At 71.3% G+C, this 14,947-nt stretch carries 13 protein-coding genes, 1 tRNA gene and 1 pseudogene; 9 read left to right on the plus strand and 6 right to left on the minus strand.

Annotation, left to right across the window (positions count from 1 at the left end):
- The first annotated feature begins 167 nt into the window (after positions 1–167).
- From ACZ6KO_RS29370 to ACZ6KO_RS29395, 6 genes and pseudogenes are all read left to right on the plus strand, one after another.
- Entirely contained in the window at positions 168–644 is a 477-nt protein-coding gene (locus ACZ6KO_RS29370) for a hypothetical protein (protein WP_469307028.1), read from the plus strand.
- An 11-nt stretch (positions 645–655) separates the two neighbouring features.
- Positions 656–787 carry a hypothetical protein gene (locus tag ACZ6KO_RS29375; protein WP_469307029.1) on the plus strand — a complete coding sequence of 44 codons (132 nt, stop codon included), beginning with the start codon at positions 656–658 and terminating at the stop codon, positions 785–787.
- Between the two features lie 93 nt (positions 788–880).
- Positions 881–1,807, plus strand: a complete 927-nt coding sequence (locus ACZ6KO_RS29380; RefSeq protein ID WP_469307030.1) for a bifunctional DNA primase/polymerase — start codon at positions 881–883, stop codon at positions 1,805–1,807.
- A gap of 1,174 nt (positions 1,808–2,981) precedes the next feature.
- Positions 2,982–4,182 (plus strand): annotated as a pseudogene (locus tag ACZ6KO_RS29385) (DUF3631 domain-containing protein).
- A 194-nt stretch (positions 4,183–4,376) separates the two neighbouring features.
- On the plus strand, positions 4,377–4,568 hold the full coding sequence (locus ACZ6KO_RS29390; RefSeq protein ID WP_469307031.1) for a helix-turn-helix transcriptional regulator: 192 nt from the start codon (positions 4,377–4,379) through the stop codon (positions 4,566–4,568).
- A 63-nt stretch (positions 4,569–4,631) separates the two neighbouring features.
- Entirely contained in the window at positions 4,632–6,035 is a 1,404-nt protein-coding gene (locus ACZ6KO_RS29395) for a tyrosine-type recombinase/integrase (protein ID WP_469307032.1), read from the plus strand.
- Between the two features lie 131 nt (positions 6,036–6,166).
- Here the strand turns inward: ACZ6KO_RS29395 and ACZ6KO_RS29400 are convergent.
- The 6 genes from ACZ6KO_RS29400 to ACZ6KO_RS29425 all read right to left on the minus strand — a co-directional run bounded on the left by ACZ6KO_RS29400 (position 6,167) and on the right by ACZ6KO_RS29425 (position 12,021).
- Positions 6,167–6,256: transfer RNA gene (locus ACZ6KO_RS29400), tRNA-Ser, on the minus strand.
- Between the two features lie 85 nt (positions 6,257–6,341).
- Positions 6,342–7,307: a trypsin-like serine peptidase gene (locus ACZ6KO_RS29405; RefSeq protein WP_469307033.1), complete on the minus strand. Its 966-nt coding sequence runs from the start codon at positions 7,305–7,307 to the stop codon at positions 6,342–6,344.
- Positions 7,308–7,526: 219 nt separating this feature from the next.
- Positions 7,527–8,591, minus strand: coding sequence for a YeiH family protein (locus ACZ6KO_RS29410; protein WP_469307034.1), 1,065 nt, complete (start codon positions 8,589–8,591; stop codon positions 7,527–7,529).
- Positions 8,591–9,139: a cysteine dioxygenase family protein gene (locus ACZ6KO_RS29415; RefSeq protein WP_469307035.1), complete on the minus strand. Its 549-nt coding sequence runs from the start codon at positions 9,137–9,139 to the stop codon at positions 8,591–8,593. Before ACZ6KO_RS29415 ends, ACZ6KO_RS29410 begins: the two co-directional genes overlap by 1 nt.
- Positions 9,140–9,238: 99 nt before the next feature.
- Complete coding sequence (locus ACZ6KO_RS29420) at positions 9,239–10,144, minus strand: LysR family transcriptional regulator (protein WP_469307036.1); 906 nt, start codon at positions 10,142–10,144, stop codon at positions 9,239–9,241.
- A 167-nt stretch (positions 10,145–10,311) separates the two neighbouring features.
- Positions 10,312–12,021: a S1C family serine protease gene (locus ACZ6KO_RS29425; RefSeq protein WP_469307037.1), complete on the minus strand. Its 1,710-nt coding sequence runs from the start codon at positions 12,019–12,021 to the stop codon at positions 10,312–10,314.
- Between the two features lie 171 nt (positions 12,022–12,192).
- Here ACZ6KO_RS29425 and ACZ6KO_RS29430 point away from each other — a divergent pair, with 171 nt between their 5' ends.
- From ACZ6KO_RS29430 to ACZ6KO_RS29440, 3 genes are all read left to right on the plus strand, one after another.
- The gene (locus ACZ6KO_RS29430; protein WP_401444594.1) at positions 12,193–12,993 is read left to right on the plus strand and encodes a glycerophosphodiester phosphodiesterase; all 801 of its coding nucleotides are present in this window, start codon (positions 12,193–12,195) and stop codon (positions 12,991–12,993) included.
- An 85-nt stretch (positions 12,994–13,078) separates the two neighbouring features.
- Entirely contained in the window at positions 13,079–13,681 is a 603-nt protein-coding gene (locus tag ACZ6KO_RS29435; RefSeq protein ID WP_469307038.1) for an ATP-binding protein, read from the plus strand.
- A 162-nt stretch (positions 13,682–13,843) separates the two neighbouring features.
- Entirely contained in the window at positions 13,844–14,809 is a 966-nt protein-coding gene (locus ACZ6KO_RS29440) for a DUF5926 family protein (protein WP_469307039.1), read from the plus strand.
- Positions 14,810–14,947: the final 138 nt, after the last annotated feature.

Below are 14,947 nucleotides of genomic sequence, written 5' to 3' on the forward strand. Positions count from 1 at the left end.
CTGACACCGTCAGGGGGCCCTGACACCCAAACCCTTAGGCAAACCCGCTGTCAGAACCCGTGACACCTGCTGCCTGACACCACCTGACAGCTCGCCTGACACCTCACCCCGCGGGCCCGCGCCACCCACCACGGCGCGGGCCCCACCCGTCTCCGGGAGGCATCCACATGCCCCACCACCCCGCCATCCACCACCCGACCCCGATCACCTGGCCGACCACCCCGGCCCCCGCACCGCCGCCCTTCCTGCCGGTCCCGCAGACGCAGACTGGCATCGCCGTGGTGACCCTGCCCGACGGCGCCCGCACCCTGGCCTACACCCACCCCGTCCCCGCCGAACCGGCCCCCGCCCCGGCCCCGGCGGGCGGGATCCCGCGCTGGGCGAAGACCACCGCGCTCCTCGCGCCCACCATCGGCGGCGGCATCGGCGCGGCCGGAATCGGAATCTCCTACGCCGCCCCCGGCCTCATCGCGCTGACCGAGACCCTGTGGGCCGCGGTCACCCTCGTCGCCGCCGGCGCCATCGCCCCCGCCATCTGGCGCACCGCCCGCGGCCGCACGGGACGGGCCCCCGTCCACGTCACCCAGCACGTCACCGCCACCGGCCTCTTCGGCCGCGCCACCGGCACCATCCACCGCACCTGACAGGAGCACCCATGCACGACGACGACTTCACCGACTGCGACCTGTGCGACCCGGCCGACGGAAGCGAGCCCTACCCGTACCCGCACTGCTGCGGCTGTGGCGCCGACGGCAGCTCCGAACGCCCCGATTGCACCTGCGACTAGCTATGCCAAGGGCGGCCCCCACATCACGCCAATGAGTCTGGGCCGCCCTGTTCCTCCCCGCACAACTCAACAGAGCGCAGAGAGGTATCAAGCATGACCCAACCGACCCCCTTACCGCGAGAGCGCCTCGCTCGCCCGCCTCTGCTTGCCGATGCTCTCGCTGCTGCTGCACGGGGCTGGCCGGTGTTCCCGCTCCGGCCGGGACAGAAGCGGCCAGCACTGCATGCCGAGGATCAGTGCCCGAACCACGGCCTGTGCGCGGACGGCCATGTGAAGTGGGAGCGACGCGCCACCACCGACTCGGCCACCGTGATCCGCTGCTGGACCCACAGGCCCTACAACGTCGGTCTCGCGACCGGCCCGGCCGGGCTGATCGTCATCGACCTCGACATGCTCAAGCCGACGGACGAAGAGGGAACGCCTGACGGCGTGACCGCCTTTGAGGCGCTCAGCGAGCGCGCCGGACAGGCCGTCCCCACCACCTACCGCGTCCGGACCCCCAGCGGCGGCCAACACCTGTACTTCACCGCCCCGACCGGAATCCGGCTGGGCAACACCGCGGGCAAGCTCGGACCGCACATCGACACCCGCGCATGGGGCGGCTACATCGTCGCCCCCGGCAGCATCCTCGATGCCGGCACGTACAAGGTCACCGACCCTGCCCCGGTCGCACCGCTCCCTGACTGGCTGCTGCTACTGCTTCAGCCTCCCGCGCCCGGCCCGGTCAAGCCACTGCTGCTTCCGGCGGTCAGCGGCAGCCGCGCGGCACGGGCCGCGCTGGAACGGGAGTGCGCCGTGGTCGCGGCGGCACCCGAGAGCCAGCGGAACAACACGCTCAACCGGTGCGCGTTCAAGGTGGGGCGCTTCGTCGCGTGGGGCGACATCCCCCGGCAGGAGGTCGAGCAGGCCTTCCAAGCGGTGGGGGAGTCGCGGGACCTGACCGCCGCCGAGTGCCGCGCCACGATCCGCAGCGCCATCGACAGCTCCATCCGCCGTGCCCGGCCCCGGGAGACGGCATGAGCACCCGACCCCACCCCCGCTTGGAAGGCCCCGCACCGACACCCACCGGCAGCGTCCCCGCCGAACCGGCCTCAGCCGCGGACGGCAGTGGCGCGCCGAAGTCCGTCGCCCGTCAGGGCGTCCCTTCTGCCGTTCGCCCTGACCCGCGGCGGGACGACGGCCGTCGTGTCGTTGCCGTTCTCCACCTGGGCGCTGCTTACAGCGGTACGCCGTGGGCGCACGCCTGGTGTGAGTGCGGCGAGTGGGACGAACGTGCCACTGGGCTGCGGGCTGTGCGTGCTCTTGAAGCGCGTCACGTCGCGCACCGGACCGTGTGCCGCTTACGAACCCAGCAGCGGGGGGAGGCGGCATGAGCACCCGGATCCGGCATGTGGTGATGATGAGCGGTGGGATCGGGTCGTGGGCCACCGCCCAGCGCGTGATCAGCGAGCACGGCCCGGATGAGTGTGTCTTGCTGTTCGCGGACACCAAGGTCGAAGACCCGGACGTCTACCGGTTCCTGCACGATGCGGTCGCCCAGCTCGGCGCCCGGCTGGTCACGGTCGCTGATGGCCGCACTCCGTGGGAGGTCTTCCGGGACCGGCGGATGATCGGCAACTCTCGGATCGCCCCGTGTAGTCAGATCCTCAAGCAGATCCCGTGCAGGACCTGGCTGGAGGAGAACACCGACCCCGCTCAGGCCAGCGTGTACGTCGGCATTGACTGGAGCGAGACCCACCGCCTGCCCGCGATACAGAAGGCCTACCTGCCCTGGGTCGCGCTGGCCCCGCTGTGCGAACCGCCCTACCAGGACAAACACCAGCTCATCGAAGCCGCCGAGCAGGCCGGCCTGGCACCGCCCCGCATGTACGCCCAGGGCTATCCCCACGCCAATTGCGGCGGCGCCTGCGTCCGGGGTGGCCAAGCGCAGTGGGGCCGCCTGCTGGCCACCAACCCCGACCGCTTCGACGCTGAGGCACGGGCCGAACAGGACCTGCGGGTCTACCTGGGCAAGGACATCGCCATCCTGCGCGACCGCACCGGCGGTGTTACCCGCCCCCTGCCCCTGATCGAACTACGCCAGCGCATCACCGAAGACCGTGCAGACCAAGACGCGCTGGCCACTGACTGGGGCGGCTGCGGCTGCTTCACGGAACCCACCCCCAGCCTCAGCCCCCACACCACTGGAGCACCGATGACCCTCACGACCGTTCCCGACACCGTCACCACCGCGGACGCCAGCAACGGCGCCGCCGTGCTGGACGCGGTCGAGGCCTTCCACCGCCGGTTCAACGCCTTCCCCAGCGAGGCGGCCTACGTCGCCGTGGCGCTGTGGGACGCCCACGCGCACCTGCTCGACGCTTTCGATGCCACCCCGCGACTGGCCTTTCTCTCCCCGGAGCCGGGGTCGGGGAAGTCCCGGGCGCTGGAGATCGTGGAGACGCTCGTGCCCGCGCCGATGGTGGCCGTGAACGCCTCGCCCGCCGCGCTGTTTCGCGCTGTGTCCGCTGGTGAGGGACGGCCCACGATTCTCTTCGACGAGATCGACACTGTCTTCGGACCGAAGGCCGGGGAGAATGAAGAACTGCGCGGGTTCATCAACGCCGGCCACCGCCGTGCCGGGGTCACCTACCGGTGCGTGAGCGACGGGCAGGGCAACCAGTCCGTTGCCGCGTTCCCCTCGTACTGCGCGCTAGCTGTCGCGGGGCTGGGGAACCTGCCGGACACGATCCTGACCCGCTCCGTCGTCATCCGCATGCGCCGCCGGGCCCGCAACGAAAAGGTGGAGCCCTTCCGGTCCCGCCTCCACACCGGGGAGGGACACGAGATCCGGGACCGACTCGCCGGATGGGCAGACAGCGTCCGCGACCGCTTGATGGGCGCCTTCCCCGTGATGCCGGAAGGTGTCACGGACCGTCCGGCCGACGTGTGGGAGCCCCTGCTGGCCGTGGCCGATGCCGCGGGTGGAACTTGGCCGGAGCGGGCCCGTGCGGCGTGTGTGGAGCTGGTCAACGCGGCCGAGACCGACGACAAAGCCAGCATCGGCATCCGCCTGCTGACCGACCTGCGCGACCACGTCTTCGGCGACGTGCCTCGCCTTCCCACGGCCGCCGTCCTCGAACAGCTCCGCGCGCTGGACGAAGCACCGTGGGCCGACATGAACGGCCGGCCGCTCGACGCCCGTGGACTGGCCCTGATCCTGCGCGAGTACATGCGGGCCGACAACAAGCCCATCACCGCCCGCAACATCAAGACCGGCGGCGCCGTCCTCAAGGGCTACTACGCCGACGACCTCTCCGACGCATGGATCCGGTACTGCCCTCCCCCCGGTTCCTGATCAAGCGCTACCGCCGCTACCGCCGCTACCACGCAGGTCAGCCCCCCTGCCGAGGTAGCGGCACCCGGCAGAGGTAGCGGCAAACCGCCGCTACCTTCACGCCGCGACCGGGCCCGCACCACTCGGGCCCGGTCGCGGCATTCATCCGCTACCGCTACCCCATCCGCTACCAAAGCACCGCTCCTGACCTGCGCAGTAGCGGAGTAGCGGAGGTAGCGGACATCCCCAGGACCAACACCACAGGAGAGTCGAATGGCACAGTCGCCGATGCTCAGACTCCGCGAAGTGCTGGAAGAGATCGACATGAGCCGCGCCGCCTTCTACCGCATGCGGGCCCGGGGCAACGGTCCGCGGCTCGTCAAGCTGCCGAACGGGCACCTGCGCTGCCGTCGTGCCGACCTTGACCGCTGGCTCGCCAGCGGCGAGCAGCAGATGGCCGCCTGATTCCACCCGGATTCGCTGAGGGCCCCGGCTCATGCCGGGGCCCTCTCCTCTTGAAGGCAGACGATGTACACCTACGACGTACGCATCTGGGGCATCCGCAAGCGCCAGAGCAAGAAGGCGCCCTTCCAGCTCCGTTGGATCGTGGGCGGCGAGGAACACCAGGCCCCGTTCATGACCAAGACGCTCGCCGACGGCCGGCGCTCCCAGCTCATGAAGGCTGTCCGTGATGGCGAGCAGTTCGACTCTGAGACCGGACTCCCTGTCTCGGAGCTTCGGCAGCTCAGTTCCCCCACGTGGTACGACCACGCGCGGGCCTACGCCTACATGAAGTGGCCGGGCGCCGCTGCCAAGCACCGCGTCGGCATCGCCGAATCGCTGGCCACCGTCACGAGTGCATTGGTGACCAGCACCAACGGGGCACCCCGCCCGAACACCCTTCGGCTCGCGCTTCGCGGATGGGCGTTCCAGATGATCAAGAACTCTGAGGAAGAGTGGGCGCCACGATTGACTGTGGAGAATCCACCGGCCGAGGTTGCCGCAGCACTCGCGTGGGTCTCGGAGAACTCCGTCCGGGTCTCGGAGGTAGCCGACTCCGACAACCTGCGCCGCGCCCTCAACGCTCTTTCCCGGCTGCTGAATGGCAAGCAGGCTGCGGACAACACGGTGCTGCGCAAGCGCTCCGTGCTGAGCAACTGCCTGCGCTACGCGGTGGAGCGCGGGTTGCTGGCCACCAACCCCCTCACGTCGATCGACTGGGCCCCGCCCAAGACCGACGATGAGGTCGACTTTCAGTTCGTCCCGGGTCCTGAGCTGGCCGGTCGTCTCCTCGGTGCCGTGCGAGCGCACAGCCACCGAGGGGACCACCTGCACGCCTTCTTCGGCTGCATGTACTACGCCGGCATGCGGCCCGGCGAGGTCGCGGCCCTGGCCAAGTCGCACTGCAAGCTGCCCGAGTCAGGATGGGGGGAGCTTCTGCTTCGGCGCAGTCAGCCGGAGGTCGGCTCACGGTGGACCGATGACGGACGGTCCTACGACAGCCGCGGCCTGAAGCGCCGCGCTCGCCGCAGCTCCCGTTCCGTGCCGATTCCCCCGGTCCTGGTGACGATGCTCCGCCAGCACATCGCCACCCACGGCACGGCCCCGGACGGCCGGCTGTTTCGGGCCGTGGAAGGGGGGCGGGTCGCCTCGAACGAGTACACCCGCGTCTGGGCCGAGGCCCGGCGGAAGGCGCTCGCGCCTGAGGACGCCGGCACGCCGCTGGCCGGCGTGCCCTACTCGCTCAGACATGCCTGCGTCTCGCTGTGGATCAAGGCTGGCGTGGATCCCGTGGAGGTGGCCCGAAGGGCAGGCCACAGCCCGGCCGTGCTGTGGAAGTTCTACGCGAAGGTTCTGCAAGGCCAGCAGCACGCGTCGAACCAGCTCATCGACCGGGCCTTGGCCGATCCCGGTCCCGCCGCCGAGGGCTGAAACCTGGCCACAGGTTGGCCGCACACACTGATCACAAGGGGGACACACCCGAGACAGAGTGAGACACAGTGAACGCAGAAGGGGTGCCTCCGGTGGGAGACACCCCTCTGACCAGTCACTTAGGTGACCTGTGGCGGTGGGTGTGGGATTTGAACCCACGGTGACATCGCTGCCACGACGGTTTTCAAGACCGTTCCCTTAGGCCGCTCGGGCAACCCACCTGGCCGGTACAGAGTACCGGCATCCGGGGGGCGCGGGGCTGGTGGTTCTGCCCTCCTCGGGGCACGGGGCGGCCGGGGGGTGGGGTCAGGAGGCGACGGCCTTGTCGTACGCCGCCTTGGCCTCGTTGCCGAAGTAGGGGCCGTACATCCGGTTGGGCAGGAAGGTGTAGCCGAAGCTGTTCACCGAGACCTGGGTTCCCAGGCCCGTGGCCTCGTCGAAGTTCTGGAACCAGGGGCCGCCGCTGGAGCCGCCGGTCATGTTGCAGGCCAGGCTGTGGTCCTTGGTGAGCAGGAAGTCCTTGCCGCTGTTGGCGCTGCAGTAGATCAGCTTCGAGCCGTCGTACGGTGCGGCGGCCGGGAAGCCGAAGGAGTACATCCTCTTGTTGTAGCCGCCGTTGAACGCGATGCCCTGCGCCCCGACGACCTGGCTGAGCTTCTGGCCGTTCAGCGGGGCCACGACCGCGAAGCCGACGTCGTGGTTCATGTCCTCGCTGGCCGCCCACTGGTCGGTCGCCAGGGTCTTGGTCGCCGCCCACTGGCCGTAGGGGGCGTTGCCGTTGTCGTAGCCGGGGACGAAGATCCAGTTGGTGTGCCAGGCGCCCTGGTACTTCACGCAGTGGCCGGCCGTGACCACCGTGCTGCCGTTGGCGCTGGTGATCGAGTCGCCGGAGCAGGAAGCCGTCCGGCCGCCCATCGAGAAGAACACCCGGCCCGAGGTCTTCACCACCGCGCCGCCGCCCGTCCAGGCCCCGCCGATCTGCGGGAAGGCCGTGGGCGACGCGGCCGCGGTCGAGCCGGCCGGCGGGGTGGGGGCGATCGTGGTCGGGGCGCCGGTGGCGACGACGCGTTTGCCCGTGGCGCCCGGGGCGGCCGTCAGGTCCAGCGGGGTGGCGTCGCGCATCCGCTCGGCGGTCCAGAAGCCCTGGGTCTGCTGAGGCGTGAACGAGGCCGGGGCGGGGGCGGCGGCCGAGGGGGTGGCGACGGTGAGGGCGCCCGCGACCAGGGTGCCCGCCGCCAGGAGGGCGGATACGACCGTGCGATGACGATTCACGCATGACTCCTTCTGCCATGCCCTGGGGCCGGTCGGGCCCGGGCAGGGTGGGGGATGAAGAGCTGTCGGTGCGGATCGATGGATCGGCGGTGCTGTGGGGCGGCAGTACGCTCTCGTGGTCCGCCGCCTCGCGGGGGCACTGTGGCATGGACCCGGTGGATTGTCATGAGCGCGTCAGCAAGCAGGGGTCGGTTCCGGCCATGTGCGTCGGCGCCGGGCTCATACGGTCAGCAGCACGCCCGCGTACGACACCCCGGCCACCACCACCCAGGCGCCCAGCCCGAGCATCGCGGCCCGGCCGCCCGTGCGCGCCAGCGTCGGGAGGTGCACCGCGGTCCCCAGCCCGAACAGCGCTGCGGCCAGCAGGGCTTCCTGTGCCGTGTGCGCCCAGTCCAGCGCCACGTCCGGCACCACGCCGGTGGCCCGCAGCGCGGCCGCCGCCAGGAAGCCGGCCACGAACAGCGGTACCGGCGCCGGGCGCCGCCCCGAAGCCGTCCGCACCCCACGCCGCCGGGCCCGCAGCGAGAACGCCACCGCCGCCACCAGCGGCGCCAGCAGCGCCACCCGCATCAGCTTGACCAGCACCGCCTCCCCCAGCGCCGCCGGACCCGCGGTCTGCGCCGTGGCCACCACCTGGCCCACGTCGTGGACGCTCGCCCCCACCCAGCGCCCGAACCCGAGGTCGGTCAGACCCAGCGGCCCCTGGAGCAGCGGGAGTACGGCGATGGCGAGCGTGCCGCACAGCGTCACCAGCGCCACCGAGGACGCCACGTCCTCCTCGTCACTGCCCGAGACCTCGCTCACCGCCCCGATCGCCGAAGCCCCGCAGATCGAGTAGCCGGTGGCGATCAGCAGGGGCTGATCCCCGCGCAGCCCCAGCCGCCGGCCCAGCCACAAGGTGCCCGCGAAGGTCACGGCCACCACCGCGAACACCATCGCCACCGTGGCCCAGCCCAGCCGCAGCACCTCCTCCAGGCCCAGCCCCAGACCCAGCAGCACGATGCCGATCCGCATCAGCCGCCGCCCCGCCAGCGACAGCCCCGGTCGGGCGCTTCCGCGGACGAAGGTCCGCACCCGGGGCAGATGGGCCGCCGCGATCCCCAGGACCACCGAAGCGGTCAGCATCGGTACGGCCGGCAGCAGCCGGTGCACCCCCCAGGCGAGCAGCGCACCACCCGCGGCGGTGGCCAACCCCGGCCAGGACGTGGGTGTTTCACGTGAAACAACCCCACCGGGCCGGCCACTGCCTGCAACCGGGCTCTGGGGACGGTTGAGGAGGGCCATCAGTCGGTCGGCAGCGTGTAGACGCGGCGGATGCTGGTTCCCAGACGGGAGACGTCGGCACCGTAGACGTGGATGGATATCGCCTTCGTACGACAGGAGTTGCGCACCTTGTGGATGTCTCCGGGCGGCGCGAACCCGCACACCTCGCCCTGGGCGTTGACCACGTCCTCGGTGGCCACCAGCCGGGCCTGGTCGGGCCCCGGCGCCAGCCGGTAGCGGCGCTCGCTCTCCTCGCCCTGGTGGACCCCCGCCACGCACCATGAGACGTGGTCGTGGATACGGGTCTCCTGACCCGGCATCCACACCAGTGCCACCACCGAGAAGCTGCCGTCCGTCTCCGCGTGCAGGACGTGCTGGCGGTAGTGCTCCGGGTCGCCCTCCTGCTGGGCCGGGGTGAGCAGGTCCGCCGTACCCAGGTGCGGAGCGAGGCGCTCACCGACCAGGTAGGCGGTCAGGTCGGGGGCCAGACCCCGGTCCACGACCGTGCGGATCTCGGCGACGAGGGCGGCCATCCTCGCGGTGGTGCGGGCCGGCGTAGTGGTGGTCATATCCGCAGCGTCCGGCAGCAGATCCATCACGTCCAACGACAGTTCTGACCCGAAATGCCAAGCAGAGCTTATGGATCGGGGGTGTCGTACCGGGCGTTGTCAGCAGCCGACGCGGTTGCCCGCCACCTGCTTGAGCTCGGCCAGCACGGCCGCCGTCGCCGGGATCCGCAGGTGGTCGCGGTAGACGTAGGCGGCGATGTGCCGGCGCGCCACCGGCGCCAGTACCCGCCCGCACACCCGGGTCAGCGACAGGGAGGGAAGCACGAGCGCGGGCATCATCGCCACACCCAGCCCCTGCCCGACCAGGCTCTGCACCACCAGGTTGTCGTCGGTCGCGAACCGGATGTCGGGGACGAAGCCCAGCTCGGCGCACTCGTGCAGCAGGTTCGCCCGGCAGCGCGGGCAGCCCGCGATCCACTTCTCCTCGGCCAGGTCCGCCAGGTGCACGGCCCGCCGCCGGGCCAGCGGATGGCCGGTGGGCAGCAGCACGGTCAGCTGGTCCTCCAGCAGCCTGACCTCGGCGACCTCCTCCGGGATCTGCTCCTGGAGTCCCGGATAGGTGAAGGCCAGGGTGATGTCGCACTCCCCGCGCTCCAGTCTGCGCAGCGAGTCGGGGGGTTCCTCCTCCAGCAGCTCGACCTGCACGCCCGGATGGTCCTTCGCGAGTCCGCTGAGGGCCTCCGGGACGAGGGTGACGTTGGCGCTGGGGAACCCGCAGAGCCGGACCCGGCCGGTGCGCAGCCGCGCGTACGCCTTCATCTGGGCCTGCGCGTCGGAGAGGCAGCCGAGGATCGTCTCGGCGTGCCGGGCCAGGGAGTGCCCGGCCTCGGTGAGCTGCATCTTGCGGCCGACCCGGGTGAACAGCGGGGTGCCGACGGCGCGTTCGAGCGCCTTCATCTGCTGGGTGATGGCGGGCTGGGTGTACCCCAGGACCCGGGCGGCAGCCGAGTAGGACCCCGAGGCAACCACCTCGTGGAACGTCCGGATGTGCCGCGAATCGAACACGAGCGAAGCATAAGCGGACGTTGGGAGGGGCCGTAGGTGGAATCCCGCCTACGACCCCTCGCCATCAAGCCATCAAGCCATCACGCCGTCACGCCGTCACGCCGTCACGCCGTCACGTCGTCACGTCGTCACGTCGCCGCGTCATCACATCTGCGGCGGGGCGACGGCTACTTGTCGCCGGTGCGCGAGCCGAGCGTGACGTCGACCGTGGTCGGCTTGCCACCGCGCAGGTAGGTCAGCTTGACGGTGTCGCCCGGCTTGTACGTCCAGATCTCGCTGATCAGGGTCGGGCCGCTGTCGATCGGCTTGCCACCGAACTCGGTGATCACGTCGCCGGGCTTCAGGCCCGCCTTGCCCGCCGGGCCGTTGGGGTCGACCAGGTCGTTGGCGGCCGCGCCGCCCTCGGAGATCTTGGCGCCGTCCACCTTGGCCTGGAGGTCCACGGAGACCAGCAGCACCGGGTAGACCGGCTTGCCGGTCTTGATCAGCTGCTCGGCGACGTTCTTCGCCTGGTTGATCGGGATGGCGAAACCGAGGCCGATCGAGCCGGCCTGGCCGCCGCCGAAGCCGCCGTTGCCCGCCGACTGGATCGCCGAGTTGATGCCGATGACCGCGCCGCGGCCGTCCAGCAGCGGACCGCCGGAGTTGCCCGGGTTGATGGAGGCGTCCGTCTGCAGCGCGCTCATGTACGAGTTCTTGGCGCCGCCCCCGTCGCTGGAGGCCACCGGACGGTTCTTGGCGCTGACGATGCCGGTGGTGACGGTGTTGGACAGGCCGAAGGGCGCGCCGATGGCGATGGTCGCGTCGCCGACCGCCACCTTGTCGGAGTCCGACAGCGGCAGCGGGGCCAGCCCTGCGGGCGGGTTCTTGAGCTTGAGCACCGCCACGTCGTAGCCCTGGGCACGGCCGATGACCTCCGCCTCGTACTCCTTGCCGTTGGAGAAGGTCGCGGAGACCTTGCCGCCGTTGGCGGCGGAGGCCACCACGTGGTTGTTGGTCAGGATGTGGCCCTGCTGGTCGTAGACGAAGCCGGTACCGGTGCCGCCCTCGCCGTCGCCCGCGGACGCCTTGATCGTGACGACGCTCGGCAGGGCCTTGGCGGCGATGCCCGCGACCGAGCCGGGCTCGCGCTTGAGGTCCCGAGGGGTGTCGCCCGCGCTGACGGTGGTCGAGCCGATGCCGGTGCCGCCGTTCCGGGCGAGCTGGTAGCCGACGCCGCCGCCGATACCGCCGGCCAGCAGCGCGGCCGCGAGCACGGCCGCGATCACACCGCCCTTGCCGGACTTCTTGGGCGGCGGGGTGCCGTCGGTGGTCAGGGGTGCGCCCCAGACCGGGCCGCCGCCACCGTGACCCGGTGCGCCGTGACTGGGTACGCCGTGGCCGGCCACACCGTACGCCGGGACGGCGGGCGGGGGCGGCGGCCAGCCGCCGGAGCCGTGCGTCGTCGGCTGCCCGGGACCCGGGCCGGCGTAGGCCGGGGCCGGCGCCGGGGCGGCGTACCCGGGGACCGGGGCGGCCTCGGCCGGGACGTGCTCGGCCGCCGCCGGGGTGGCGGGCAGCTGCTGGGTCGGCTCGGCGTCGTACGGGCCGCCGGCGGCCGCGGGGGCGCCGTACGCCGGAGCGGGTGCGGCCGGAGCGGTCGGCGCGGCCGGCGCCTCGGCGGGGGCCGCCGGGACGGGCGGCGTGGCCGGCGCCTCGGGCGCCGCCGGGGCCGCAGCCGGGGCCTGGGCCGCCAGGGCCGCCTGGCGGTCGTCGTGCTTCGTCAGGTCCTGCGGTGCGGCCGCGCCCGCGGCGGTCGGAGGGGCCACCGGCGCGGGGGGCGCGGACGGGGCCACGGGGGGTGTGGGGGCCGCGGTGCCCTCGTTCTCGGTGCTCACAGCTCTCTCCTCGTCGCACGGCTTCTGGACATCGGTCCGGCCGAACGTTCGGCCGACCGCACAAGTTCCTGGGCGAAGCCTTTCCCATGTACCGTCAGAGCACTGTAAGCCGGACCTGTGGGTTTATGCCTGGCCCGGCGCGCTGGCCCTGGTCAGTGGCACCATGACCCGGTGACCCACGCAACGCCGCGCCCCATCCAGGTCGTCGCCCACCGCGGTGCCTCGGAGGACGCTCCCGAGCACACCCTGGCCGCCTACCGCCGGGCCATCGAAGACGGGGCCGATGCCCTCGAATGCGATGTGCGACTGACCGCCGACGGCCATCTGGTGCTGGTCCACGACCGCCGCGTCAACCGCACCTCCAACGGTCGCGGCGCCGTCTCGGCCCTGGAGCTGGCGGATCTCGCCGCTCTGGACTTCGGGTCCTGGAAGGACCGCGAGGAAGCCCCTGACTGGGTCGCTGACCCCGAGCGTACGTCCGTGCTCACCCTGGAGCGACTCCTGGAGCTGATCGCCGACGCCGGCCGCCCGGTGGAGCTGGCCATCGAGACGAAGCACCCGACCCGCTGGGCCGGACAGGTGGAAGACCGGCTCCTCTTCCTCCTCAAACGGTTCGGGCTCGACGCCCCGCCCGCCGACGGTCCGCACCCCGTACGGATCATGTCCTTCTCGGCGCGCTCGCTGCACCGGGTGCGCGCGGCCGCCCCGACGGTCCCCACCGTCTACCTGATGCAGTTCATCTCCCCGCGCATGCGGGACGGCCGCCTGCCGGCCGGGGTGCGGATCGCCGGGCCGGGGATACGGATCGTCCGCAATCACCCCGGATTCATCCGGAAGCTCCAGGCTGCCGGCCACTCCGTGCACGTATGGACCGTGAACGAACCGGAAGATGTTCAGCTCTGCGCTGATCTGGGAGTAGAAGCCATCATTACGAACCGGCCACGCCAAGTTCTGTCACAACTCGGCCGCTGACGTCCCGGTTTGCACTGCCGCCCCGACCATCCCGTCCGTCACAGGGTGTGCCCCGGCGCATCCGTTCCGCATTCGATCGTCATGAATGCGTCAGGGGCCTGCGGCACGGCGGTTTCCGGTCCAGGCCATTGGGGCATCCAGACCATGGCGTGGGGCTAAGGAGGTTCCGGGGGTGGCGTTGGTGGTGGCACAGGAGGTGCCCACGTCGTCGTGCATGGCCGTACCCCATGGCCCTGCGGGCGTGGGGGAAGCAAGGCACCGCATGCGTGAGCAATTGCGTATCAGCGGGGTGCCCGAATCGGTCGTCGACGACGCCGTTCTGATCCTTTCCGAGCTCCTCAGCAATGCCTGCCGGCACGGCAGACCGCTGGGTGCCCGGGAGATCGGCGACGGAGACATACGCGCCGCGTGGCGCGTCGACAGCGCGGGGCGGCTGACGGTCGAGGTCACGGACGGCGGCGGGCCCACCCGCCCGACTCCGGCCACGCCCTCGGTCACCGCACGCGGCGGCCGGGGGCTGAACATCATCAGCGCCCTCGCCCAGGACTGGGGTGTCCGCGACGGGGTCGCGGGCGAGGTGACCGTGTGGGTCGTCGTCGCTGCCGGGCACCGGCATGACGATTTCGCTACGCGCGTTGCGTCGCCGTCGATCGACTTCACGGTGCCCTTCGACGATCTCGATCACTGATCTCGAGGGGCGGTCCTCCGCAGAGGCGGCCGTCCGGGAGTGCACGCCGACCGTACTCCCGGCCGCACCCGACGGGTTCCGACGGTACGAGCGACTAGGCTCGCGCGCGTCACGTAACGCACGTACGTGACGCCGTACCGTCGCAACCGGGAGACACCCACGATGGCGAAGAAGCGCCCCGCAGCAAAGCCGCAGCTGAAAGACGGGGAAATCCCGGTGGTGGGAGCCCGTGAGCCCTGCCCCTGCGGATCCGGGCGCCGTTACAAGGCCTGCCACGGCCGCACCGCCGCGCACGCCGTGACCGAGCTGGTCAACCGCCCCTTCGAGGGCCTGCCCGGCGAGTGCGACTGGGTGGCGCTGCGCGAGCTGGTGCCCGCGGCCACCGTGCCGCTGCACCTCAAGGGCGGCCTCCCCGAGGGCGTCCCGTCCGTGACGCTGGCGACCGTACTCCCGATGGCATGGCCGGCGCTGCGCCGCGAGGACGGCTCGATCCTGCTCGGTCTGCAGAACGACTCCTCCTCCGGCGACCTCGCCCGGGACATGGCCGACACCCTGGAGCGCGCGCTCGCGACCGAACCGGGGAATCCGGTTCCGCCGCGCCGGGTGCCCACCGAGGGGGTCCGCCTCCAGGATCTGCTCGACACGGACGGCGGTTTCGAGCCGGTTGTCCACACCGGGTTCGAATTCTGGATTCCGGATTCGGAGAGCGCCCAGGCCTCCACCCCGGAGATCGCCGCCTCGCTGGAGCGCGCCAACGCCGCCGCCATCCCGACGGTCAAGCTCAGCGGCGTCGACGCGGCCTACTGGTGCGAGACCCCGGACAAGAACCACCTGCGCTGGGTCATGCCGCACGCCGAGGAGAAGCTGCTCGACGCGCTGGCGCGACTGCAGGTGGCGGGCGAGACCTCGCTCGGGGAGGGCACCAAGCTCGTCGGTTCCTTCCGCGCGCACGGCCTGATGGTCCCGGTCTGGGACCTGCCGACCGGAACGAGTGCCTCCGATGTGGAGAAGCCGGCCGCCCAGTTCGCCGAGCGACTGGCAAACGCCCTGGCCACGGACGTGCCGCTGACCACGGAGGAGCGCCGCGCACGCGGTGGTCTGACCAACCGCCAGGTGACGCTCAGCTGACGGCGGCACCTCCGCAGGGCCGGTGACCGCGGTCACAACTCCCGCTAATCGCCTGCAAATCGATGTCCGAATATCAGAGATCGAATTTGCGAACAGGCGATCTCTTGTTACCGTTCTTGTAGCCCGGTCGCTGGTGCA

The organism is Streptomyces sp. NPDC042102, assembly GCF_055582305.1.